A 23,822-nucleotide genomic window follows, 5' to 3' on the forward strand; every position below is an offset into this window, starting at 1 on the left:
CGGCGCTCAGGAGCGCAGGCCCTCGGCGATGGCACGGTTGATGTCGACCAGCGGCGCGAGCTTCTCGGCCTCGGGAGCCGCCTGGATCTCGATCGTGTGACGGAAGATGAAGAGCGAGATGTTGAACAGGTTGTTCTTGTCTTCCTGCGGCAGCGGGTTGTCGTCGCGCAGGATGAGGTCGATCAGCACCGTCCAGAGCTTGCGGTTGTAGGTCAGGGCCGAGAGCAGGTCGCCCCTCTTCTCTTCCCAATTGTCGCGGACCACCTGGAGCTGGCGGGCCGCCTTGAGAAGCAACATCGACTCGAGATCGCGCCCGGTGGCGACGGTTCGACGCGTCTGCTGGTAGGCGACTGCGGCATGATTGTTATACATGGTTGATCCGCTGCTCCTCGTATTCGATGAGACGCTTCGCGTGCTTGACGCCTTTATAGAATTCACCGTTTAACAGGCAGTTATCGATGGCCTCGACAATGTCTCTAGCGCCCGGTGCGGCGTCGAGAAACTCGCGGGCGAGTGCCTTGTAGTCTTCCAGCACGACCTCGTTGCCGTGCTTGAGATAGATCAGCTGCACGGCGAGATAGATCAGCTTGGCCGGCGTGTCGGCTTCGCGAGCCGGCATGACGTCGCGTTCGCGCAGGATCGGCGCATCGCCTTCGATGAAGAGCTTGGCGCGCGATCCCCCGTTGGTGATCAGGCTCTCGCCGATGATGATGCGCTCTCCGGGTTTGATCTCGACCTTGAGCGTCATCGCCTTCTCTCCACTTGTCGCCGGCGCCTCGCGCCGCTGCGATTGTCTTCCGAAACGACGAAGCGGGCGCTTCTTTCCGTCGCGCCCGCCTCCCGTTCCTCGTTCTGGTCGCCGCCGAGCGTCAGCCGAACAGCTGCAGCACGCTCTGGTCGGCCTGGTTGGCCAGCGACAGGGCCTTGGTCGACAGGCTCTGGCGGGTCTGCAGGGCGAGCAGGTTCGCGGATTCCGCGTTGGTGTCGGCCGCCACCAGCTGATCGGCGCCGGTGTTCAGCGTCGTGACCATGTTGTTGGTGAAGTCCTTGCGGGCCTGCACCATCGACAGCGTCGAACCGAAGTTCGAGGCCTGGGTGCGCAGCGTCGTCAGAGCCGAGGTCAGCGTGTCGAGGATACGGTTGACCTGCTTGTTGTTCTGGAAGTCGCCTACCGACAGCTTCTCGAGGCCGAGGCCGGAAGCATTGAACACGACGCCGGCGATGGTCATCTTGGACTGATCGGTGCCGGTCTTCTCGTTGAAGATCGTCGCCAGATCGTTGCCCATCAGGATGTTGATGCCGTTGTAGCCGGAGTCCTTCGCCATCGAGTCGATCTGGTCGAGGATGTCGTTGAACTGCTGGCGGAACGAGTCGCGGGTCTGCGAGGTCGAGGCGGTCGCCGTCAGGTTCGACGAGCCGAAGCCCATCGAGGTCAGAGCGGTCGAGCCGGTCGAGGAGATCGCCAGATCTTCGCCGCCGGTCTCTTCGAAGCCGATCTCGCCATTGGAGTCGAGGGTGGCGGTGACGTCGAGCGACGAGTTGTTGACGGCCTTGAGCAGGTCGCCGACCGTCGAATATTCACCGGCACCCGAACCGATGGTGAAGGAGACGGCCTTGGTGTCCGTTCCCGTGCCCGAGGTCAGGGTGATGGTGTCGCCCTGCGTGAAGCCCGGACCGGAGGTGGTCGAGATCAGCGAGGTCGAGCGCTTGAGATCGGAGACCGAGCCCGACAGGGTGGCGTCGGATTCGCTGTCGGCGGTCTGGAGCGCCTGCTTGGCGGCCGACTGGGCGTTCTTGACCAGCGCGGTGATCGACTCGATGCCGTTCGACGCAGCCTGCAGGGTCTGAACCGAATTCTGGACGCCGTCGAGCAGGTTGGTCAGGTCGCCCGAGCGGTCGTTGAGGGCCGCCGAGGTGAAGTAGTTGACCGGGTTGTCGAGCGCCGTATTGACCTTCTTGCCGGTGGCGAGACGGTTCTCGGTGGCGGTCTGCTGCGCCTTGATGGACTGCAGAGAGTTGAGATTCTGTCGGACACCGGTCGAAAGGATCGGGGTGGAGGCCATGGTGTACTCCATCGGAAACGGCGTGTTTCACGGGCTGCGTTGACATCATTAACGGGCATTAGGGTTAATGACGCCTTAACGCTCTCGCGTGCGTACGCGCGTACGCGATAAAAAACGCTTCGCGCGTACCCGCGCGGCGCCTCGAACCGTGAAATTTCGGCAGAAAACCGGGAGCATACGCATCAGTTTCGAATCGAAACACTCGGCGAATTTCAACCCGACCTTTACACCTCCGCTTTAGTACTGGCGGTATCGACAACTCCAGCAGGCGATGCCAGGCCATGACGATCAGTGTCGCCCCCGTCTCGGGCCCCCCAACGACTCGCGAAAACGACGTCTCGAGAATCACGCCGTCGGCCCACGTCGACCGCACGCGGCACGATGCTGCGCCCGCGGCCACCGCCCCGACGCCCGCACCGACGGACCGCCCCAAGGAGGTCCTGTTCGACGTGAAGAGCGGGCTGACCGTGGTGCGCACCTTCGACGTCGACACCGGCCAGGTCGTGGCGCAGCTGCCGACCGAGGCCTATCTGCGGCTCGCCCAGGTGATGACCGCCGCCGTCCATGCCGATCAGGCCGAGACGACGAACGCGGCGGCCGACATCCTCGCCTGAGATCGTTCGCCACCCTGCCCTGTTCTCGACGAACGCGGTGCCGCCCGGCGCCGCGCTTCCGCGCGTCAGCGTCAGCGTCCGCGTCCGTGCCCCGACGAAGACGTCGGCGGTTCGAATCACCCTTCGTTCACCATGTAACGTGGGGTCAAGTGGCGAATGGGAGATGGTTGCGCTTTTCGGGACCGAATTAACATTTGCGAAACGCGCCCGGCGGCATGCTCGCCTCACTCCTCAGAACGAGGGGGTCAACCAGTTCCCAGAAGGGTAGCAGACCATGTCCACGACGATTCTCTCGACCGGCGTCCGTCAGAACCTCAACTCGCTGCAGTCCATCAAGACCCAGCAGACGGCCACCGAGAACCGCCTCGCCACCGGCAAGAAGGTCAACTCGGCGCTCGACAACCCGGTCAACTACTTCACCTCGGCGGCCCTCAACGACCGCTCGGGCGACCTGACCAACCTGCTCGACGGCGTCCAGAACTCCGTCCAGACCCTGCAGGCTGCGTCGAACGGCATCGAGTCGATCACCGCGCTGGTCAAGAACGCCCAGTCGGCCGCCAAGCAGGCGCTCCAGACCGCCGACAGCGAATCCGACGCCACCCTGTCGGGCTCGGTCTCCGATCTCAAGCGCTCGACCTCGCTGATCTCGACCACCTCCGGTCCGGGCTTCACGCAGGGCGACACCATCACCCTGACCTCGGGCACGGGAACGGACACCAAGGCCGTCTCCTTCACCATCGGTTCGGGTGCCGGTGAATATTCGACGGTCGGCGACCTGCTCAAGGCCGTCAACAACTCGTCGCTCGACGTCACCGCCACCCTCGACTCCAATGGCGAGATCGCCTTCGAAGAGACCGGCGGCGAAGATCTGGCGATCTCCTCGACCGGCACCACCGCGCTCACCTCGATGGGCTTCGGCTCGTCGAACCTGACGGCGACCGCCTCGACCTCGTCGACCCGCGACTCGTTCCGCCAGCAGTTCAACGACATCCTCGACCAGATCGACCAGATGGCGAAGGACTCCGGCTACAACGGCATCAACCTGCTGATGGGCAACGACCTGTCCACGATCTTCAACGAGAAGACCGGTACGGACCAGTCCAAGATGAACATCTCGGGTACGGTGTTCAACTCGTCGGGCCTCGGCCTCGAGAAGCTCTCGACCGGCGACTTCCAGAACAACAAGCAGGTCAACCGCGTCCTCGACACGCTGACCTCGGCTCTGACTTCGCTGCGCACCCAGTCGTCGACCTTCGGTTCGAACCTGTCGATGGTGCAGGCCCGCAAGGACTTCACCAACAACATGGTCTCGACCCTGAACACCGGCGCCGATCAGCTGGTGGCGGCCGACACCAACGCGGAATCCGCGAACCTGCTCGCCCTGCAGACCCGCCAGAGCCTGTCGACCAAGGCCCTGTCGCTGGCCAACCAGGCCGACCAGAGCATCCTCCAGCTGTTCTGATCGAACGGCTCTCGGACGAAACGAAGCGGCGGCGAACCTCGGTTCGCCGCCGTTTTCTTGTGGAGGTCGCGTCGCGTGTCCGGTCACTTCTTCCGGCCGGCGAGCACCTTCATGTACCAGGGATCCTTGCGACCCTTCGACCGGCGGTACGTCTCACGCACCCGTCGCGTCTCGGTCTTCAGTGCCGTCAGCGCGTGGCCGCGATAGTAGGCGAGGCCGGAATGGACGATCGCCTCGTCGATCGCCGCCCAGATCTCGCCACCGCCGAGCGTCCAGCGCAGACAGAAGGCGATGTCCTCGCCGACGTGATAGCCCTGCTGGTTGACGATCGTGTCGAAGCCACGAAAGAGCCCGCCACGCTCGAGCCCCCATTCGCGCACCGCCGGCCCCGGATCGTCGATCCACATGTCGGGCAGCGTGTCGCGCAGATGCTCGAAGACACCGCGTTCGATCAGCATGATGCCGGTGCCCGACGCCGTGACCTTGGTGAAGCCGTCGATCACCTCGACGCCCTTGCCGCCGCCCACCACGTTGCGCAGCACCAGCTCGCCGCCGCAGATGTATTCCGACGCCGCCAACCGGAGCTGCAACGTCGAGGCACCGGGATGTTTCGCCGCCAGTCCCATGAAGGCCTCGAAACTGTCGGTCTTGGCCGGATAGATCGAGCCGACGAAAGGCTTCCGGAAGGCCAGCATCCGCGCGATCAGGTTGGGCGAGAAGCCCATGTCGGCGTCGACGAACAGCAGATGGGTGTAGCTCGGATCGTCGAGCACGATGCTCGCCAGGATGTTGCGCGCGGTGGCCAGCACCGGCACGTCGATCACCTTGTGGACGAACTCGATGCCCGGCGCCGCCTGCGCGAAGCTGACGACGAGGTCGGCGATCGAGGCGTGATAGCCCGTCATCACCCGATCGCCGTAGGCCGGCGTGCCGATGAGGATCTTCATCGTGGGTCGCCTCCATCAGGCCGTCGGCGTCGATTTGCGCTCCACCACCCGGCGCTCGCTCGTCTCCGTCACCTTGAGATGGCCGAGGAACTGGCCGACGTAGTTCTCGGAACCCGTGCGGATGATCGCCTCGTCGACGCAGGACCAGATCTCGCCGCCGCAACCCTCGACCCAGCGCTTGGAGAAGGCGATGTCGGCACCGATCTCGACGCCGTCGTCGCTCGGGATGACCGCGAAGCACTGCAACAGACCGCCGCCCATGTGCCCGGTCGAGCGTACCCAATCGGTCGGCTCGGCGGTCCACAGTTCGGGGAAACGATCGCGGATCTTCTCGACCGCCTCGCGCGCGACCAGCAGGATGCCGGTGCCCGCCCGCGTCACCCGGACGAAGCCGTCGATCACCTCGATCTCCTCGACGCCGTCGCGCGCCTTCGTCGTGACCAGCGCATCGCCGCCGTAGACGTAGTCGACCGAGGCGAGCTGCGCCCGCATCGCGTTGCTGTCCTGCTGGAGGAGCCGACGGAAGGCGTCGAAGCTGCGCGACTTCTCCGGATAGATCGCACCGACCACCGGCTTGCCGAAGGCGAGCATCTTGGCGACGAGCTCGGGCGTGAAGCCCATGTCGCTGTCGACGAAGAGCAGGTGGCTGTAGCTCTCGTCGTTGAGGAACTGCGACACCAACGCGTTGCGGGCGTGCGGGAAGAACGAGGTCGACAGCACCCGGCTCTGGAATTCGATGTGAGGGAACTCCTTGGCGAAGAAACCGATCGTCTCCAGGATCGACAGGTGGCACCCCGTCGAAATGGTGTCGCCGTAGACCGGCGTCGCGATCAGAACCTTCATCGTCGAATCTCCCGTTGCCGCGCCATTGGACGCCAACCGGCCCCAAAAGGAAACAGGGCGGGAATCGATCCCGCCCTGCCCTCTCGAAAGATCGACGCCGTCACAGGTAGTTGGTCAGCGACAGCTTGTAGAGGATCGACGACGCCTTGTAGCTCGCCTCGATCTGGGTGTTCAGCGTGGTGATCTGGACCGCGAGTTCGGTGTCGTCGACGTTGAGCGACTTGTCGACCGTGTCCTGATAGGTGTTGGCGGCGATCGTCATGCGGTCGCTCGCCGAAGAGGCGGTCTTGCGCGCGCCGGCGATCTCGGCGGCGACCGACTGCAGCGTGTTGGAGCCGGTGGTCGCCGCGAGCGTTCCCTTGGTGCGGTCGACGACCGACGACCACAGCGCCTTGGCGGTGTCGTCACCGTCGGAGACGTCCATCGTCGAGACGATCGCCAGTTGCTTGATCTGCGAGGTGAAGGCCGCTTCGTTGGCGCGAACGCCGTAGTGGATCGAGAGCCCGTCGCCCACCCGCGCCTCGGCATCGAGCCGCGGCGTGTCGGCGTCGTTGGTGCCGCGATACCAGGTCACGGTGTTCGCCGAAGTGCCGGCGACGAGCGACGTCGCTGCATAGAACGGCGACGTGCCGGCGACCCGCATCGGCGAGGCGCCGCCCGCGGTGTCGAAGAAGTTGTTCGCCGCCGCCGAGGCCGAGGCCGCCGTCGTGTCGGTCTTGGCGACCGTCTCGAGCCGCGCCTGCATCACGGTCTGCAGATTGGCCGCGGTGTCCGCCGGCGTCGCGCCGATCGCGAAGGTGCCCTTGGTGGTGTCGTTGGAGTCGCCGGCGGTCAGCGTGATCGAGGTCTTGGTCCCGTCCGGCTGAGTCATCGTCAGCTCGAGCTTCTGCCCCGTCCCGGGCTGCGAGGCGAAGGCGACCGACAGCGACGACGGCGTGCCGGTCGGGCCGGTCACGGTGGCGCCCGACAGCGTCGAGGTGGCACCCGACAGCTTCATGCCGAAGGGATGCGAGCCGTCCTCGGCCAGCGTCACGGTCGAGCCGCTCGACGAGAGCGAGAGCCGGGCGAGCCCGTCGGCACCGAGATCGGCCTCGAGACGTTCCGCCATCACCTGCTTGAAGCCGGCGCGCGTGCCGGCGCCCTCGATCATCGTGTTCGTGTCGACGACCGGCGAGACGTCGCTCGCCTTGCCGGCGAAGAGATAGGTGCCGTCGATCTCGGTGTTCAGCGTCGAGACATAGCCATCGAGCGCATTGCCGGCGGCGATCTGCTCCGACGTCTTGCCCGACGAGGTCAGCTGGTAGCCGTTGGTGCCGAGGTTGCTCGACAGCGTGTGCGACAGGTCGTTCATCGAGTCGATCGAATTGCCGATCAACTGGAGCCGGGTGTCGATCGCCGAGATCGTCGACTTGTAGCCGTTGATCTGCGCGATCTTCGACTGGCACGACAGGGTCAGCGTCCGGTTGTCGATGCCCTCGTAGGTCGTCGACTTGAGGCCGGTGGTCTCCTGCGTCGTCAGGTCGGCGAGCTTCGCGCGCTGATTGCTCAGCCGGGACGCCAGTTGCCCGTTGATGCCGGTGTAGGAGAAGGCCTTGATGTCCATGGCCGGAGCCCCGATCAGATCGCGTTGACCAACGTGTTGAGCATGTCGCGCAGTGTCGACAGCACCTGGGCGTTGGCGGAGTAATAGTTCTGCAGCTGGATGAGCTTGGTCAGCTCGGTGTCGGTATCGACCGCCGACGTGGAGCTCATGCGGCTGCGCAGGTTGGACTGAATGACCGACTGATTGTCGACCAGCGTCTGTTGGGTCTCGGCCTGACCGGCCCAGTAGGAGACCATCGAATTGGCGAAGCCCGCGACGGTCGACTGGGCGGCCTTGGTACCGTTGCCGAGCACGGTGGCGGACTTGGTGTCGACCAGCGACGAATAGAGCGCCTGCGGTCGCGCCGCATCGCCGCTCTGGGTGGTCGAGGAATAGTCGACGAGCAGAGACGGATCGCTGGCGACCGCGGCGTTGAGACTGATGCGCGACGCGAAGCCGTTCATCTGCGAGCCGCCGTCGAAGGAGCCGGTGTAGTAGCCGGTGCCGTCGGTGAACAGCGGCAGCGCGGTCGAGCCGGTCTGTTCGGCCGTCGCGGAGACCGTCTTGGAGGCGGAACCGATGGTCACCGCGCCGGTGCCGTCGTCGAGCACCCGGAGCGTCGAACCGGAGGTGTTGGAGACCGCGAAGTTGGAACCGAGCGCCGCCTGGATCTGCGACACCACCGACGACATGCCGCCGGAGAAGTCGATGCCGATCACCTGGTCGTTCGGATCGAGCGTCGCGTCGTTGCCGATCGACGAGATGGCGGCGGAGTTGCCCTTGATCAGCGAGACGGTGTGCGTCTGGCCGGTCGCCGTGTCGGTCCAGTTCAGCGTGACCTTGTTGCCGGCGGCGAGGTCGGAGAGGTCGAGATCGAAGCCCTTGGAGGAGCCCGAGGTGACGGCGGTGCCGGCCGTCGTCGTGTCGGAGAAGGCGGTGGCGAGGCCGGCGGCGATCTGGTCGAGCTGGTTCTGGACCTGCGGCAGGACCGTGTCGCGCACCTCGAAGAGGCCGGCCAGCGAGCCGGAAGTCGCCAGACCGTTGCCGATCACTTCCGGTCCGTTGTTCGAACCGTCGTCGAGGCGCAGCCGGCCGTTGTCGTCGAGCTTCAACTGGGTGGCGTGCGAACTGTCGACCAGCGTCAGACCCGAGCCCGTCGCCAGTCGGATGGTGCCGTCGGACTGCTGCTTGACGTTGACGTCGATCAGCGAGGCGAGCTTCAGCACCGCCTGATCGCGCTGGTCCATCAGGCCGGTGGTGTCCGATCCGGTTCCGCCCGCCTGCTGGATCTTCTGATTGAGGTCCGAGATCTCGGTCGTCAACGAATTGACCTGCGAGACGCCTTCGCTGATCGCCTCGTCGACCGACTTCTGGATGTCGCTCACCGTCGAGGAGAGCGAGTTCAGCGTCTGGGCGGCGACATTGGCCGAATTGGACACCTGAATCTGAGCCGCGGCGTTGTTGGGCTGGGCGGCGAGCGTCTGCAGGTCGGTGGTGAGCGTCGCCAGCGCGGTGGGCAGCACCGCGCCGTTCGTGGTCGACCCGATCAGCGAGTTGATCTGGTCGAGATAGCCGTTCTTGGCGTCGAGATAGGACGAGGTCGAGGTCGAGGTCGAGAGCTGGTCGAAGACCTCCTGGTCGAAGGCCCGCGACACGGTGGTGGTGAAGCCGATCAGGCCGGTGTCGGCATAGATCGCCTGCGTCGTCGAGCGCTTCGACGTGTAGCCGTCGGTCGAGGCGCCGGCGATGTTCGCCGACACCAGCGACGTCGCCGCCTGCGTCACCTTGAGGCCGCTCGCCGTGATGCCCACCGCCGTGCCGAGACCCATGACACTACTCCTTCGACGGTCCTAGCGCCCATCCGCCCGATCAGCGGATGATGTTCAGCACGTCCTGCATCATGCTGTTGGCGGTCGAGATCACCTTCGAGTTGGCCGAATAGGCCTGCTGGGTGACGATCATCTTCGAGAACTGGTCGGTGATGTCGACGTTCGAAGCCTCGAGCGCCGAGCCGGTGATCTTGGCGGCGCTGGAGAGATACGGCGAGCCCGACCCCTTGGTCTGCTGATAGGCGTTGCCGGAGATCGCCAACAGTTCGCTGTCGCCGTCGAACGAGTAGATGCCGACCTTGTAGAGGTTGACGGTCTTGCCGTTCGAATAGGACGCGGTGATCGTGCCTTCCGAGTTGATCGTCAGGCCGGTGTAGGTGCCGGCCTTGTAGCCGTTCTGGGTGATGTCGGTCTGGGTGACCGTGGTGCCCGAATTGTACTGGGTCAGCTTCGAGCCGTAGCTGAACGCCATCGTCGGCAGCGTGGTGCCGTTCACGGTGACGCCGGAGAGCGAGGTCGAGTCGGCGGCGGGCGAGGTCCGGACGCCGTTGGTGTCGAAGACGAAACTGGTGCCGACGTTGGTCCATTCCGCCGCGGTACCGGTCGCCGCCGAGTCGCTCTGATAGTAGAGGTTCCAGGTGTTGGCGCCCGTCGTGGCATCGGTGCCCGTCTTGGCCCAGCGCAGGTTGAGCGTGACCTGGTTGCCCTGCGCGTCGTAGGCCGTCACGGAACCGCCCGCGAGCGACTTGGAGAGGAAGGTGGCATTGTCGTTGGCCGCGATCGTGCCCGCGATCGTCGAAGAACTGCCCAGATCGCTCGCCGCCAGCGTCGCGACGGACGAGGCCGACGGCAGATTCGCCTCGTAGGCGATCGAGCTCGTGGCCTTGGCCGGGATGATGCCGGTGTCGATCTTGATCGGTTCGGCGGTCGAGCCGGAGGGATTGCCGGTGGTGGGATCGATCGGCAGACCGGTCAGGAAGAAGCCCGACGTGTTGGTCATGTAGCCGTCGGCGTTCATGGTGAAGTCGCCCTGGCGGGTGTAGTAGTTCGTCCCCGACAGGACGACCTGACCGTCGACTTCGCCGGTCTTCGACTGGACCTGGAAATAGCCGTCGCCGGAGATCGCCATGTTGGTGGCGACCGACGTCGCAGAGATGTTGCCCTGCACCGTGTTGGTGAGGACCGACGAGGCCTGCACCGCCGCCGAGTTCTGCGACGTCGAGGTGGTGCCGGACGAGGTCAGGAGATCCTGGAAGGCGGTCTCGACGGACTTGTAACCGGTCGTCGACGAGTTCGCGATGTTGCCGGAAATGTTCTGCAGCGCATAGGCCTGGGCCTGGAGGCCGACCACCGCGTTGCTCATTGCGTCATAGACACCCATGGTTCACTCCCACGATCGATACCTGAGCCGTCGGGCTCGTTCGGGGAAGTGTTCGCAAGTCGCGTGCCAATTCGATCACGCTGATTTCGCTGGCCTTTTCGAGGCGGAGACCGCTATTCTGCCGTCCTCGCCGGGCAGCTTCGACCGGGCGGGCGGAATCTTTTGCCGAACCCGGCGGAAGATTCCGGGCGACCGACGATCCGGCCGAACGACCGACGAGGAGACCGCATGCGCTTCACCGGAACCACCGACTACGTCGCCACCGAAGATCTGCGCGTCGCCGTCAACGCCGCGATCACGCTGGAGCGTCCGCTGCTGGTCAAGGGCGAGCCCGGCACCGGCAAGACGGTGCTGGCCCACGAGGTCGCGACCGCACTCGGCATGCCGCTGATCGAATGGCACGTGAAGTCGACCACCAAGGCGCAGCAGGGCCTCTACGAGTACGACGCGGTGTCGCGCCTGCGCGACGGCCAGATCGGCGACGAACGGGTCAAGGACATCCGCAACTACATCAAGCGCGGCAAGCTGTGGGAGGCCTTCACCGCCGAAACCCGGCCGGTGCTGTTGATCGACGAGATCGACAAGGCCGACATCGAGTTCCCCAACGATCTTCTCCTGGAGATCGACCGGATGGAGTTCCACGTCTACGAGACCGGCGAGACCGTGCGCGCCGTGCGCCGCCCCGTCGTCATCGTCACCTCCAACAACGAGAAGGAGCTGCCCGACGCCTTCCTGCGCCGCTGCTTCTTCCACTACATCCGCTTCCCCGACGCCGAGACCATGGCCGAGATCGTCGAGGTCCACTTCCCCGGCCTGAAGAAGCGCCTGCTCGAGGAGGCGCTGCGCATCTTCTTCGCCGTCCGCGACGTGCCGGGGCTGAAGAAGAAGCCCTCGACCTCGGAACTGCTCGACTGGATCAAGCTGCTCCTCAACGAGGACGTCGACGACGAGGTCCTGCGTCAGTCCGACCCGAAGAAGACCATCCCGCCGCTCGCCGGCGCCCTGCTCAAGAACGAGCAGGACGTCCATCTGTTCGAGCGGCTGGCCTTCATTTCACGCCGCGAGGGGCGCTGAGGCCTCACGGCGCCGCGGCGCGCGGGGCGTCCTTGGCATCGCACACCTTCGCCTCGGCCGCGAACTTCTCGCGGCCGATCATCGCGACGAGGTCGACGTCGTCGAGCACCGTCAGATAGGCCGGCGTGTCGGCGGTCTTCATCCAGGTCGAGACGCGGAACACCGTCGGCACCGGCGCATCCGGCGCGCGGCAACCGTCGACGCCGACCGCCAACGAGCCGACGAAGGCGCCCGGCTCCTTGACCGAGCGCTCGCGCGCCCTCGCCCGCGCCTCGGCGAGCCGCGGCAGATCGGCGAGGGGCACGCGGAAGGCCCGCGCCACCTGCCCGGGCTTCGCCCGGACCGCCTCGGCGCCGGCTTCACCGGCGAGCGGCACCTCCTCCAGCACGACTTCCAGCGCCTCGGCCTCCGTCCCGTCGCGGCGCGCCTGCTTCAACACCAGCTTCGCTCCACCCCGGCTCGGCATCGCCTCGGCCGGCATCGCCACCGCGGCGCGGAGCTTCGCCAGATCGGTGGTCGCCGGGTCGAACGACCGGAGCGCCCAGATCGTGCCGACCGGCACATGGGAACAGCCGGAGAGCGCCGCCGCCCCCGACAGGGCGACGGCGACGGCGAACGCGCGGACAAGACGGGATGCGGATGACATGGCAACCTCCAAGACGAAAAGTTTTTATCGTTTGACATTAAAAAAATCACGTGTCAAATGATCCCATCACTCGGGAGACCGTCATGATCGACACCGCTGTTTCTCCGGCCGTCGCCGCCCTTCGGGCCCGTATCGGCCGGCTCTGCCATGTCCTCCGCCTCGCCGCGCCGATCTATGCGCTGTGGGTGCTGATCCTGCTCGCGATGCACTGGTCGAACCCGACCGAGGCCACCGCCTCGGTCTCCTATTGGGCCCGCGCGCCCATCACCGAGATCCCGCCGACCGGCCGGCTCTACGCCTTCCTGCTGCAGCTTCCGGGCTGGGCCCTGCTGTCGGCCGCCTGCTGGCACCTGTGGCGCCTCTTCTCCGGCTTCCTCGCCGGCGACGTCTTCACGCTCGCGGCGACGACGCGGCTGCGCTGCACGGCGGTCGCCGGCATCGCGGCGATGGTCGCGGAATTTCTGAGCCGTCCACTGGTGGTTATCGTCTCGACACTGCACATGCCGCCCGGATCGCGCTACATGGCGATCTTCTTCCAGCCCGGCGATCTGTTGAACCTGATGTTCCTCGGCGGGCTTCTCGCCCTCGCCCAGGTGTTCAGGGTCGCCGCCGAGATCGCCGAAGATCACGCGGCCATCGTCTGAGGAGCCCCATGCCGATCGTCGTCAACCTCGACGTCATGCTCGCCCGCCGCAAGATGCGCTCGCGCGACCTCGCTCAGCGCATCGGCATCACCGAGCCGAACGTCTCGTTGCTCAAGTCCGGCAAGGTGAAGGGCATCCGCTTCGAGACGCTCGAGGCGATCTGTCGCGAACTCGACTGCCAGCCCGGCGACCTGCTCGAATGGCGCCCCGATCCGCCGGCGCGCGAGGGCGGCGACTGAACGGCGCGACCGATCGCCGCTTCCGTCGCGTCGCCCGAACCCGTTCGTCAGTCCGCCAGCGCCGGGCAGCCGCAGGCGGAGGCACCGCAGGCGCCCATCGGCACGCCGCAGGCCGCCATCGGCTCGGCATCGCCGCTCTTGAGCGTCGAGGCGACCAGCGACAGTTGCCGCTCGAGCTCGACACCGCCGCAGGCCGGGCATTCCGGCGTCTCGCCGCCACGCACCAGCGTCTGGAACTCCTTGCCGCAGGCACGGCACTCGTAGGCGTAGATCGGCATCGGCAAGACCTCCTGGATCCTGAAATGAACCGATCGCCGCCGCCGCGCAAGTCGGTGAAGCCCGCGATGGCGGTAGCCGTCACACTGAGATGTCACGACCGTCACATGGCTGTCATGGTAACATGCATGACCACGTGCTAATTCCCGACCGTCGGAAACAGCGTCGAGACCCCGTATGCCCCGCCTCCTGTTGATGCGTCACGCGAAATCGGAGCGAGACGAGACCATCGACGACTTCGAGCGCCCGATCTCCGATCGCGGCGAGAAGGACGCACCGCGGATGGGCCGCCATCTCGCCAAGCTCGGTCTGGTGCCGGGACGCATCCTCGCCTCCTCCGCGCTGCGCTCGCGCCAGACGCTGGCGCCGTTGATGCCCCACTTCGCCGCCGACTGCGAGATCCGCCTCGACCACGACCTCTACCTCGCCGGCGAGGACGAGACGATCGACGCCATCCGCGGTCACGGCGGCACGGCCGCGACGCTGATGGTGATCGGCCACGAGCCCGGCCTGACCCAGACCGCCCTCGCCCTGATCGGTGGTGGTCACCCGACTCTGCTCGAGGATCTCGAGACCAAGTTCCCGACCTGCGGCGTCGCCGTCGTCGACTTCCCCGCCGTGCGCTGGGTCGACGTCGAGCCGAAGAGCGGCCGGCTGGTCGCCTTCCTGCGGCCGCGCACCATCGACCTCGTCGAGGAGATCGCCGCTGCCGTCGAGGAGGAAGAGGCCGACTGAGGCCTCGTCCGCGACGCTTCGCCCGATGCGCCCTTTGCGCCGGGCGCGCGGGATGCCTACATGGGGGGTGACCCGGAGGGAGCCCCGCCCGCATGTCGCCCACGACCCTGCCCGAACTGTCGTTCCTCGATCAGGCCCGCAACGCGCTCGCCAATGCCGGCGACTTCGCCATGGGGTTGGCGACGCCGACGCTCCGGCTCGGCGTGACCGGCCTCTCGCGTGCCGGCAAGACGGTCTTCATCACCGCCCTCGTCCACAATCTGATCAACGGCGGCCGCCTGCCGCTGTTCGAGGCCGCCGCCCGCGGACGCCTGGTGCGCGCCGATCTCGAGCCCCAGCCCGACGACGCCGTGCCGCGCTTCGACGTCGAGGCCCACGTCGCCCGCCTCGTCGACGAACGCCTGTGGCCGTCGTCGACCCGCCGCATCTCCGAGCTGCGGCTGACGCTGGAATTCGCCTCGACCTCGCTCTTCGCCCGCGCCTTCGGCCGGGGCCGGCTGCATCTCGACATCGTCGACTATCCCGGCGAATGGCTGCTCGACCTGCCGCTGCTGACGAAGACGTGGTCGGAATGGTCGGCCGAGACGATCGCCCGCTCGTCGCGCGGCGGTCATGCCGCGATCGCCGGCGAATGGCTCGCCGCGACCCGCGCGGTCGATCCCTTCGCCCCCGAGGACGAGGCGACCGCCCGCCGCCTCGCCGCCCTCTTCACCGACTACCTGCGGGCCGCCCGCGCCGACGAGCATGCGCTCTCGACGCTGCCGCCCGGCCGCTTCCTGATGCCCGGCGATCTCGAGGGCTCGCCCGCCCTCACCTTCGCGCCGCTCGCCGTCCCCCCCGGCACGGCGGCGCCTGCGAAGTCGCTCGCCGCGATGATGGAGCGCCGCTACGAGGCCTACAAGGACGTGGTGGTGCGTCCTTTCTTCCGCGACCACTTCTCCCGTCTCGATCGCCAGATCGTGCTGGTGGACGCGCTGGCCGCGCTGGACGCCGGTCCGGCGGCGGTGGCCGACCTGCGCGAGGCGCTCGCCGGCATCCTCGGCTGCTTCCGCCCCGGCAAGACCTCGTGGCTGTCGTCGATCCTGACGCGGCGGATCGACCGCATCGTCTTCGCCGCCACCAAGGCCGACCACCTCCACCGCACCTCCCACGACCGGCTCGAGAACATCCTCCGCCGCCTCGTCGACGAGGCGATGGAGCGGGCCGAAATGTCGGGCGCCGAGGTCGACGTGGTGGCGCTCGCCGCCGTCCGCGCCACCCGCGAGGCGATCGTCGAACACGACGGCGAGACGCTCCCCGCCATCCTCGGCACGCCCCTGCCGGGCGAGGAGATGGACGGCGTCGCGCTCGACCCGAATTCCGAATTCGCCTTCTTTCCCGGCGACTTGCCCGAAGATCCGGAATCACTTTTCCAGGCGGTCGAATCGGAATCTGAACTTGAAGACGCCGCGGAATCGAAACGTGAGGAAAAACGACCAGAATCGGCGCGTGAAGCCGCGGATTCTCCACACGAACGTCCGGAATCGTCACATGAGGTCGCGGATTCGAAACGTGAACCGGCGGCGAATTCCGATTCTCGCGCAACGACTTCGGCCAGCCCGCGGAATCTCGCGCGGAGCTTCGCCCCCGCCGCCCCCGACCTCGCCTTCGTCCGCCTGCGCCCGCCCCGGCTGGAGCGCACCGCCGAAGGCCTCTCCCTGTCGCTGCCGCACGTCCGGCTCGACCGGGTCCTGCAGTTCCTGATCGGAGATCGCCTGACATGAGCGAGGCCCCGCGTCGCCCCCGCGCCTTCCGCGTCGATGCCCCCGACGTGGTCGTCGCCCCCGAGGGCGCCTCCACCCGCTTCGGCACCCGCACCGTGATCGTGCCGGCGACCGAACCCTTCGCCGAGGTCACCTCGGCCGAGGCCGCCCTGCCCCCCGCCCGCGGCTTCCCCTGGCGTCGGGTGCTCGTCGTCGGCCTCGGCGGTCTCGTCTCGCTGGCGCTCGGCCTCGCCGTCGATCGGTTGATCGTGGATCTGTGGTCGCGCGCCGAATGGCTGGGCTGGGTCGGCCTCGCCTGCCTCGCCCTGGTCGTCCTCGCACTGCTGGCCATCGCGGTGCGCGAATGGCGCGGCCTGTCGCGCCTCGCCCTGGTGGGCACCCTGCGCGACCGTGCGAGCGCCCTCCTCGCCGGTGGCGACCGCGCCGCCGCGGCTCCCTTGGTTGCCGAGATCGACGCGCTCTACGCCGCCCGCCCCGACCTCGCCCGACCGCGCGCCCGGCTCGCCGACCACCGCGCCGAAGTGGTCGACGGCGCCGACCTCGTCCGCATCGCCGAGCGCGAGTTGATGGGCGACCTCGACGCCACCGCCCGCTCGCTGATTCTCGAGGCGGCGAAGCGCGTCTCGGTCGTCACCGCGATCAGCCCGCGCGCCCTCGTCGACATCGCCTATGTCGCCTTCGAGAACCTGCGCCTGATGCGCCGCCTCGCCGACCTCTACGGCGGCCGGCCCGGCAACCTCGGCTTCCTGAAACTCGTCGGCGCGGTCTTCGTCCACCTCGGCGTCACCGGTGGCATGGCGCTCGGCGACACGCTGGTGCAGCAGCTGGTCGGCCAAGGCCTCGCCGCCCGCCTCTCCGCCAAGCTCGGCGAGGGCGTGGTCAACGGCCTCCTCACCGCCCGGCTCGGGCTGGCGGCACTCGACGTCGTCCGACCGCTGCCCTGGGACGCCCTGCCCCGTCCCGCCTTCGGCGACATGATGAAGGCGCTGACCCGCTCGGCGACCGGCATGGACGAGGACACGCAGGCGAAGTGAGGCACCCCGCCCCCATGCGGTAACCGCGCGAGCGGTCGCGGCGGGTCGGTCATCCCCCGTTCGTTGCGGGTCGGCCATGCGAGACGGGCTTGCTTGACCTCCCGCAATGCGCAAACCTGCTGGAAGGCCGACAAGAAAGTCGCATCATGTCCCGCAGGGCCGTGAAATGCCGCGGGCCGAGGAGGAGACCTCAGATGTTCAAGAAGATCGTCGTACCCGTCGACCCCAGCGAGATCGAATTCGCCAAGCCGGCCGTCGAGGCCGCCGCCAATCTGATCGCGCAATCGGGCGGCGAAGTGCGCCTCGTCGCGGTTCTGCCGGTGATGAACGGCTATGTCTCCGAGCTTCTGCCGGCCGACTACGAAGTCGCCCTCGAGAAGGAAACCGACAACCGCGTCGGCGCGCTGGCCGCCGAGGCCGGCATCCCGGCGGACAAGTCGAGCGTCGTCATGCGCACCGGCTCGGTCTACCACGAGGTGATCGACGAATCGAAGGACTGGGGCGCCGACGCCATCGTCGTCTGCTCGCACCGTCCGGTGATGTCGACCTATCTGCTCGGCTCCAACGCCGCCAAGATCGTCCGCCACGCCACCTGCTCGGTGCTGGTGCTGCGCAGCTGATCGCGCCGCGCGCCCGCTCGTCCCGCCGTCACACGGGTGGGACGAGCGGTCCATTTGACGCTCCCGACCCGCCTCTCTAGCCTCCCTCGAGGGGTCGCGGTGATCGATTCTGCCGACCCGATCGGAGTGAGACCCATGAAGGCGGTCCTGATGGCCGGCGGTCTCGGCACGCGCTTCGCCGAGGAGACCGAACTCAAGCCCAAGCCGATGATCGAGATCGGCGGCAAGCCGATCCTCTGGCATGTGATGAAGATCTATTCCGCCCACGGCGTGAACGACTTCATCGTCTGCCTCGGCTACAAGGGCCACGTGATCAAGGAATATTTCCAGAACTATTTCATCCGCTCGTCGGACGTGACCTTCGACCTGCGAGAGAACACGATCCACATCCACCAGACCGCGGCCGAACCCTGGCGCATCACCCTGATCGACACCGGCGAACACACGATGATCGGCGGCCGCATCAAGCGGATCCTGCCGCACGTGGCCGACGACGATGCCTTCTGCATGACCTACGGCGACGGCGTCGGCGACGTCGACATCTCAGCCGTCATCGACCTGCACCGCCGCGCCGGCCGCCTCGCCACCGTCACCGCCGTCCAGCCCCCCGGCCGCTTCGGCTCGCTGAAGACCGAGGGCGACAAGGTCACCGGCTTCCTCGAGAAGCCGGTCGGCGACGGCGGCTGGATCAACGGCGGCTTCTTCGTGCTGTCGCCGAAGGTCGGCGAGCGCATCGCCGGCGACGAGACCATCTTCGAGCGCGAGCCGCTCGAGGGGCTCGCCCGCGACGGCGAACTCGGCGTCCATCACCACCGCGGCTTCTGGCAGCCGATGGACACGCTGCGCGACAAGCGTTTCCTCGAAGACCTCTGGGCCACGGGGACCCCACCCTGGAAGATCTGGTGAGCCGCAAGGCCCCGACGGAGTACGATCGATGCGCATCCTCGTCACCGGCAACATGGGCTACGTCGGCCCGGTCCTCGTGCGCCATCTGCGCGAGACGCGTCCGACGGCCGAACTGATCGGCTACGACACCGGCTTCTTCGGCCATTCGCTGACCGGGTCCGATCGCCTGCCCGAGAGCCGGCTCGACCGCCAGATCTTCGGTGACGTGCGCGACCTCGCGCCCGAGCTGCTCGACGGTGTCGACGCCGTCGTCCATCTCGCCGCCGTCTCCAACGACCCGATGGGCAACCGCTTCGAGGCGGTGACGGAGGCGATCAACCGCGACGCCTCGGTGCGCATCGCCGAGATCGCCGCGGCGCGTGGGGTGAAGAACGTCGTCTTCGCCTCGTCCTGCTCGATGTACGGCTCGGCCGACGGCTCGGCCAAGCGCGAGACCGACCCGACCAACCCGCTGACCGCCTATGCCCGTTCCAAGATCGGCACCGAAGAGGGCTGGAAGCGGCTGGCGAACGGCGCCACGACGCTGACCAGCCTGCGCTTCTCCACCGCCTGCGGCTTCTCCGACCGCCTGCGCCTCGATCTCGTCCTCAACGACTTCGTCGCCTGCGCGGTCACGACCGGCGAGATCACCGTGCTTTCCGACGGTTCGCCCTGGCGCCCGCTGATCGACGTCGCCGACATGGCCCGCGCCATCGACTGGGCGATCGACCGGACGCCCGACAACGGCGGCTCGTTCCTGGCGGTCAACACCGGCCGCGACGAGGCCAACGTCCAGGTGCGCGACCTCGCCCATGCCGTCGCCGCCAAGGTGCCGGGCACGCGCGTGTCGATCGCCACCGACGCACCGCCGGACAAGCGCTCCTACCGGGTCGACTTCGCTCTCTACCGCGAACTCGCCCCGGCCCATCAGCCACAGGTCTCGCTCGACGCCTCGATCGACCGCCTGCTCGCCGGCCTGCGCCACATGGGTTTCGCCGACGCCGACTTCCGCAACTCGCCCTTCATGCGTCTGAAGACGCTGGAGCGCCACATCGCCTCCGGGCGCCTCGGCGAAGACCTGCGCTGGCGCGATCGCGGCTGAGGCTAGGTCCGGGAAGACGCCCGCCCCGCGGCGGGCGCGTCCCTCACCCCTTCAACGCCGCCAGGATGCTCTCCGCGATCCAGTCGAGCTGCGGCGTATCGAGGCCGTGGTAGATGCCGACCCAGAAGGTCTGGTTCATCACCCGGTCGGTGCGCTCGAGCGAGCCTTCGACGCGGTAGTTCCGGCCCTGCATGTAGGGCTGGCGCGTCAGATTGCCGCCGAAGAGCAGGCGCGTGCCGATCTTCGCCTTGTCGAGCGCGACCGTCATGTCGCGCCGCGAGATCGGCGCATCGTCGGAAAGCGTGATCGGGAAACCGAACCACGACGGATCCGACCCCGGCGTCGCCTGCGGCAGCACGAGATGGCGGCTCGCGCCCTCGAGCCGCGCCTTCAGATAGGCGAAGTTCGCCCGCCGCTTGGCGACGAACTCGTCGAGCCGATCGAGCTGGGCGAGGCCGCAGGCCGCCTGCATGTCGGTGATCTTCAGATTGAAGCCCATGTGGGCGAAGGTGAACTTGTGATCGTAGCCGTGCGGCAGCGTGCCGAGCTGCCAGCCGAAGCGCTTGTTGCAGGTGTTGTCCTGCCCCGGCTCGCAGAAACAGTCGCGACCCCAGTCGCGGAAACTCTCCGCCGCCCGGCGGATCGTCTTGTCGTTGGTGAAGACGGCGCCGCCCTCGCCCATGGTGATGTGATGCGCCGGATAGAAGGACAGCGTCGCCACGTCGCCGAAGGTGCCGACGCGGGCGCCGGCGATCGTCGCGCCGAGCGCGTCGCAGCAGTCCTCCATCAGCAGCAGGCCGTGGTCGTCGCAGATCTTCTTCACCGCCGGCGCGTCGAACGGGTTGCCGAGCGTGTGGGCGATGACGATCGCCTTGGTCTTGGGCGTGATCGCCTTCTCGATCAGCGAGACGTCGATGTTGTAGGTCGGCACGTCGATGTCGACGAAGACCGGAACCGCGCCCTGCTGGAGGATCGGGTTGACGGTCGTCGGGAAGCCGGCGGCGACCGTGATCACCTCGTCGCCCTCGCCGACCGCGCGCTTGCCGAGCGTCGGCGACGTCAGTGCCGAAAAGGCGGCGAGATTGGCCGACGAGCCGGAATTGACCGTCGAGACGTGTTTGACGCCCAGCCACTTGGCGAGCTTCGCCTCGAAGGCGGCGTTGAAACGGCCGGTCGTCAGCCAGGCGTCGAGCGAGGCTTCCACCATCAGCTCGCGCTCGCGGCCCGAGATCACCTTGCCGGAGTTCTGCACCATGGTCTCGCCCGGGCGGAACGGCGCCGGCTCGGAGGCGAGCTCGTTGTAGCGCGCGACGAGTTCGAGGATCTGCGCCTTGAGCGCGTCTTTCGTGGTCATGGTCTGTCCTCGGGAGGCGTGCGGCCGGCGGCCGGCGGGAAGGTCGTGACGAAGTCGGCGAAGGGCGGCAGCGCGCGATCGCGCTCCGACAGGATCGGCGCGGCAATCGGCCAGTCGAAGCCGAACGAATCGTAGCGGATGCCGGCGTCGTTCGCCGGGGCGTGCACCGAGGTGACGTCGTAGAGCACGGTCGCCGCCTTGAGCGCCAGGAAGCCGTGGGCGATGCCGCTCGGCAGCCACAGCGACACGCCCTCGGCGCCGTCGAGCTCGACCGAAGCGTGGCGGCCGTAGTCGGGACCGGGACGCAGGTCGACGATCACGTCGAGGATGCGGCCGGAGAGCACGGTGACGAGCTTGGCGTGGTCGTGCGGCGGCGTCTGGAAATGCATGCCGCGCAGCACGCCCGGCGCCGAGGTCGAGACATATTGCTCGACGAAGTCGGTCCGCAGCCCCATCGCGGCGAAGGCGTCGCCATGGACGATCTTGCGGAAGCTGCCGCGCGCGTCGGTGCCGATCGGGCGACGCAGCAGGCAACAGCCCGTCAGGCTCAGGGCTTCGCGGTCGAACATGCGTCCCCTCCGATCAGGGCGGAAAGCCCCTCTTCCAGCGAGATCCGCGCCCGCCAGCCCGGCAGGATCTCGCCCGGCGACGGCGCCATCACCTCGCCGACCCGGTAGGGCCGCTCGCCGAAGGCGACGGGCATCGGACGGCCCGAGACCTGCTCCATGATCGCCACCAGTTCCTTGACCGAGACGGCACGCCCCGATCGCAGGGCGAAACGCTCGAAGGTCCCGGCGGGCGAGGCCGCGAGCCGCGCCTCGGCGATGAGAAAGGCGGCGGCGACGTCGTCGACATGGACGAGATCGAGCCGCTGATCGCCCGGCGACAGGCCGAGATGGGCTCCGGAAGCCCGCGCCGAGAGGAGCAACGGCAGCAGCTTGCGCCGCGTGTCGCCCGGCCCCCAGGTGTCGTAGAGGCGCAGCGACAGGGCGCGCATCCCCTCGTTCGCGGCATAATGGCCGAGGATCGCCTCGAAGGCCGCCTTGGTCGCGGCATAGAGCGAGTTCGCCCGCTCCGCGCCCGCCTCGTCGACCTGCCACGACGTCCCCGCCGTGACGAAACGCGTGGTACCGGCCCGCGAAGCGGCTTCCGCGAGCCGCGTGGCAAAGGCGACGTTGGCCTCGATCAGACCATCGACGTCGGCCGTCGCGTGGATCGCGGTGAACTTGGCGGCGAGGTGGAAGACGGTGGTCGGTCGGATCTCGGCGACGGCGCGGGCGAGCCCTTCCGCCGTGCCGTCGTCGACGATGATCGTGACACCGAGGGCCTCGAGAGCGGCGCGGTCCGAGCCCGGCCGCACCACGGCGGCGACCCGGCGGCCGTCGGCGACGAGCCGGGCGAGCAGGCGCGCGCCGACGAAGCCGGTCGCTCCGCTGACCAGAACCGCGTCCCTGTCGATCGCTCCGCGCGTCCCTTCCATCGATCGGCTCCCGCCGTCGCGGCGAATCGCGCCCGCACGGCTTTACCCTTGATGGGAGGTTTCTCGTGCCTCGTCCATGAGGAGCGCGGCGAACCGGCATGTGCCCCGCGCTGGTGGCGCCCCGCCGCAGGGTCTAGTGTCGGCGCCAAATCACCGACCGAGGACGGATTCGATGTCGACCCCCGAGAACGCTGCGCCCCATTCCGATCCGACCGGCACCGTCTGGCGGCTGACGCGCGCGAACGGCGAGGCGATCGCCCCCGTGCTGATCCTGGGCCCCGACGGCGCGATCGGCGGCGTCGAGGATGCCGGCGCCCGCCGCTGGGTGATGCGCGACGGCCGTCTCGTCATCCTCGACGGCGACGGCGTCGCCCGGCTGATCTTCATGGGCGGCGATCCGGCGACCGCGAAGAAGCTCGTCGGCGGTGTCGCCGGGCCTGCGCCCGCCGGTCTCGCGCTCGAACGCATCGCGCTTCCCTCGGGTCTCGACATCGGCCTGCCGCCGCACGCCGAGACGGTGTCGAACTTCGTCGACGTGACCGGCGGCAAGAAGCGCGACAATCTGGTGATCCTGCGCGCCGGCGCCTCGTCGCTCCACGGCAAGTGGGCACGCGATCTCGCCGACGCCGACCGCAACTGGGATCTCTGCATCTCCTGGTACGACGATGCCGAGCCCGATCCCTCCGACGCGGTCGAGTACCTGACGATCCAGCGCGACGTGCGCAAGTTCGCCGCCTTCCACCAGATCTTCGCCACCCGGCCCGACTTCTGGGACTACCGCCAGATCTGGCTGCCCGACGACGACCTGATGGTGACCCGCAGTGCGATCAACCGCCTGTTCGAGATCTGCCGGCGCAACCGCATCGAACTCGCCCAGCCGGCGCTCGACGATGCCTCGCACCTCACCTATCCGATCACCAAGCGCGACCCGCGCTTCGCCCTGCGCTTCACCAACTTCGTCGAGGTGATGTGCCCGGTCTTCTCGCGCGACGCGCTGGCGACCTGCATCGACGGCTTTCGCTCGACCGTGTCGAGCTGGGGCCTCGACGCGATCTGGCCGTCGCTGGTCGGCGTCGGCGGCACCCGCATCGCCATCGTCGACGACGTCACGGTGACGCACACCCGTCCCGTCGGCGGTCTCTACAGCCGCGAGGCGGCCTTCGCCGAGATGAACGGAATGCTCAAGGCCTATCGCAAGTCGCTGACGCCCACCGTCCTCGGCGGCCTGCAGGCCGGCGCACGAATCTGA

25 protein-coding genes are annotated in these 23,822 nt (G+C 67.6%); 12 read left to right on the plus strand and 13 right to left on the minus strand.

Going from position 1 to position 23,822, the window contains the following annotated elements; genetic code table 11:
• Positions 1-6 precede the first annotated feature (6 nt).
• From flaF to ACT53U_RS03145, 3 genes are all read right to left on the minus strand, one after another.
• Positions 7-372, minus strand: coding sequence for a flagellar biosynthesis regulator FlaF (gene flaF, locus ACT53U_RS03135; RefSeq protein ID WP_476152645.1), 366 nt, complete (start codon positions 370-372; stop codon positions 7-9).
• Positions 365-748 (minus strand): flagellar biosynthesis repressor FlbT, encoded by a 384-nt coding sequence (locus ACT53U_RS03140; RefSeq protein WP_476152647.1) that lies wholly within the window; start codon positions 746-748, stop codon positions 365-367. Before ACT53U_RS03140 ends, flaF begins: the two co-directional genes overlap by 8 nt.
• Before the next feature lie 121 nt (positions 749-869).
• Positions 870-2,063 carry a flagellin gene (locus ACT53U_RS03145; RefSeq protein WP_476152649.1) on the minus strand — a complete coding sequence of 398 codons (1,194 nt, stop codon included), beginning with the start codon at positions 2,061-2,063 and terminating at the stop codon, positions 870-872.
• A 449-nt stretch (positions 2,064-2,512) separates the two neighbouring features.
• On the opposite strand from ACT53U_RS03145, the gene ACT53U_RS03150 reads away from it, so the two are divergent.
• Both ACT53U_RS03150 and ACT53U_RS03155 read left to right on the plus strand, forming a co-directional pair.
• Positions 2,513-2,677 carry a hypothetical protein gene (locus tag ACT53U_RS03150; RefSeq protein WP_476152651.1) on the plus strand — a complete coding sequence of 55 codons (165 nt, stop codon included), beginning with the start codon at positions 2,513-2,515 and terminating at the stop codon, positions 2,675-2,677.
• A 274-nt stretch (positions 2,678-2,951) separates the two neighbouring features.
• Positions 2,952-4,139: a flagellin gene (locus ACT53U_RS03155; protein ID WP_476152653.1), complete on the plus strand. Its 1,188-nt coding sequence runs from the start codon at positions 2,952-2,954 to the stop codon at positions 4,137-4,139.
• 83 nt (positions 4,140-4,222) lie between these two features.
• Here ACT53U_RS03155 and ACT53U_RS03160 read toward each other — a convergent pair whose 3' ends face one another.
• From ACT53U_RS03160 to ACT53U_RS03180, 5 genes are all read right to left on the minus strand, one after another.
• Entirely contained in the window at positions 4,223-5,086 is an 864-nt protein-coding gene (locus tag ACT53U_RS03160) for a hypothetical protein (RefSeq protein ID WP_476152655.1), read from the minus strand.
• Between the two features lie 15 nt (positions 5,087-5,101).
• The gene (locus ACT53U_RS03165) at positions 5,102-5,929 is read right to left on the minus strand and encodes a hypothetical protein (RefSeq protein ID WP_476152657.1); all 828 of its coding nucleotides are present in this window, start codon (positions 5,927-5,929) and stop codon (positions 5,102-5,104) included.
• A gap of 100 nt (positions 5,930-6,029) precedes the next feature.
• Positions 6,030-7,532, minus strand: coding sequence for a hypothetical protein (locus ACT53U_RS03170; RefSeq protein WP_476152659.1), 1,503 nt, complete (start codon positions 7,530-7,532; stop codon positions 6,030-6,032).
• Positions 7,533-7,546: 14 nt separating this feature from the next.
• Complete coding sequence (gene flgK, locus ACT53U_RS03175; protein WP_476152661.1) at positions 7,547-9,340, minus strand: flagellar hook-associated protein FlgK; 1,794 nt, start codon at positions 9,338-9,340, stop codon at positions 7,547-7,549.
• A 40-nt stretch (positions 9,341-9,380) separates the two neighbouring features.
• Positions 9,381-10,721, minus strand: coding sequence for a flagellar hook protein FlgE (locus tag ACT53U_RS03180; protein ID WP_476152662.1), 1,341 nt, complete (start codon positions 10,719-10,721; stop codon positions 9,381-9,383).
• Positions 10,722-10,949: 228 nt separating this feature from the next.
• Here ACT53U_RS03180 and ACT53U_RS03185 point away from each other — a divergent pair, with 228 nt between their 5' ends.
• A complete protein-coding gene (locus ACT53U_RS03185) occupies positions 10,950-11,795 on the plus strand; it encodes an AAA family ATPase (RefSeq protein WP_476152663.1) in 846 nt (281 codons plus the stop codon).
• Between the two features lie 4 nt (positions 11,796-11,799).
• Here the strand turns inward: ACT53U_RS03185 and ACT53U_RS03190 are convergent, their stop codons facing one another.
• Positions 11,800-12,441 carry a hypothetical protein gene (locus ACT53U_RS03190; RefSeq protein ID WP_476152665.1) on the minus strand — a complete coding sequence of 214 codons (642 nt, stop codon included), beginning with the start codon at positions 12,439-12,441 and terminating at the stop codon, positions 11,800-11,802.
• Between the two features lie 83 nt (positions 12,442-12,524).
• Between ACT53U_RS03190 and ACT53U_RS03195 the strand changes: the two genes are divergently transcribed.
• Together ACT53U_RS03195 and ACT53U_RS03200 are read left to right on the plus strand one after the other, a co-directional pair.
• Positions 12,525-13,085, plus strand: a complete 561-nt coding sequence (locus ACT53U_RS03195) for a DUF2975 domain-containing protein (protein WP_476152667.1) — start codon at positions 12,525-12,527, stop codon at positions 13,083-13,085.
• Positions 13,086-13,093: 8 nt separating this feature from the next.
• Positions 13,094-13,324 carry a helix-turn-helix domain-containing protein gene (locus ACT53U_RS03200; protein ID WP_476152668.1) on the plus strand — a complete coding sequence of 77 codons (231 nt, stop codon included), beginning with the start codon at positions 13,094-13,096 and terminating at the stop codon, positions 13,322-13,324.
• Positions 13,325-13,371: 47 nt separating this feature from the next.
• Here ACT53U_RS03200 and ACT53U_RS03205 read toward each other — a convergent pair whose 3' ends face one another.
• Positions 13,372-13,602, minus strand: a complete 231-nt coding sequence (locus ACT53U_RS03205) for an FmdB family zinc ribbon protein (RefSeq protein ID WP_476152670.1) — start codon at positions 13,600-13,602, stop codon at positions 13,372-13,374.
• Between the two features lie 175 nt (positions 13,603-13,777).
• On the opposite strand from ACT53U_RS03205, the gene ACT53U_RS03210 reads away from it, so the two are divergent.
• The 6 genes from ACT53U_RS03210 (at position 13,778) to ACT53U_RS03235 (ending at position 19,739) form a co-directional block, all read left to right on the plus strand.
• On the plus strand, positions 13,778-14,335 hold the full coding sequence (locus ACT53U_RS03210) for a SixA phosphatase family protein (RefSeq protein WP_476152671.1): 558 nt from the start codon (positions 13,778-13,780) through the stop codon (positions 14,333-14,335).
• Positions 14,336-14,505: 170 nt separating this feature from the next.
• On the plus strand, positions 14,506-16,098 hold the full coding sequence (locus tag ACT53U_RS03215) for a YcjX family GTP-binding protein (protein ID WP_476153053.1): 1,593 nt from the start codon (positions 14,506-14,508) through the stop codon (positions 16,096-16,098).
• Positions 16,095-17,132 carry a YcjF family protein gene (locus ACT53U_RS03220; protein WP_476152672.1) on the plus strand — a complete coding sequence of 346 codons (1,038 nt, stop codon included), beginning with the start codon at positions 16,095-16,097 and terminating at the stop codon, positions 17,130-17,132. Before ACT53U_RS03215 ends, ACT53U_RS03220 begins: the two co-directional genes overlap by 4 nt.
• Positions 17,133-17,326: 194 nt before the next feature.
• Positions 17,327-17,752 (plus strand): universal stress protein, encoded by a 426-nt coding sequence (locus tag ACT53U_RS03225; protein WP_476152674.1) that lies wholly within the window; start codon positions 17,327-17,329, stop codon positions 17,750-17,752.
• A gap of 135 nt (positions 17,753-17,887) precedes the next feature.
• Positions 17,888-18,658: a glucose-1-phosphate cytidylyltransferase gene (gene rfbF, locus ACT53U_RS03230; protein WP_476152676.1), complete on the plus strand. Its 771-nt coding sequence runs from the start codon at positions 17,888-17,890 to the stop codon at positions 18,656-18,658.
• Positions 18,659-18,686: 28 nt separating this feature from the next.
• Entirely contained in the window at positions 18,687-19,739 is a 1,053-nt protein-coding gene (locus ACT53U_RS03235) for an NAD-dependent epimerase/dehydratase family protein (protein ID WP_476152678.1), read from the plus strand.
• Between the two features lie 43 nt (positions 19,740-19,782).
• Here ACT53U_RS03235 and rfbH read toward each other — a convergent pair whose 3' ends face one another.
• From rfbH to ACT53U_RS03250, 3 genes are read right to left on the minus strand one after another with little or no spacing between them, the layout of a single operon-like run.
• A complete protein-coding gene (rfbH, locus tag ACT53U_RS03240; RefSeq protein ID WP_476152680.1) occupies positions 19,783-21,093 on the minus strand; it encodes a lipopolysaccharide biosynthesis protein RfbH in 1,311 nt (436 codons plus the stop codon).
• Positions 21,090-21,662: a dTDP-4-dehydrorhamnose 3,5-epimerase family protein gene (locus ACT53U_RS03245; protein WP_476152681.1), complete on the minus strand. Its 573-nt coding sequence runs from the start codon at positions 21,660-21,662 to the stop codon at positions 21,090-21,092. The genes rfbH and ACT53U_RS03245 overlap by 4 nt, the downstream gene beginning before the upstream one ends.
• Positions 21,641-22,573, minus strand: coding sequence for an NAD-dependent epimerase/dehydratase family protein (locus ACT53U_RS03250; RefSeq protein WP_476152682.1), 933 nt, complete (start codon positions 22,571-22,573; stop codon positions 21,641-21,643). Before ACT53U_RS03250 ends, ACT53U_RS03245 begins: the two co-directional genes overlap by 22 nt.
• A gap of 172 nt (positions 22,574-22,745) precedes the next feature.
• On the opposite strand from ACT53U_RS03250, the gene ACT53U_RS03255 reads away from it, so the two are divergent.
• Positions 22,746-23,822, plus strand: coding sequence for a DUF707 domain-containing protein (locus ACT53U_RS03255; protein WP_476152684.1), 1,077 nt, complete (start codon positions 22,746-22,748; stop codon positions 23,820-23,822).

The organism is Pinisolibacter sp. DMC19 (genome assembly GCF_056313985.1).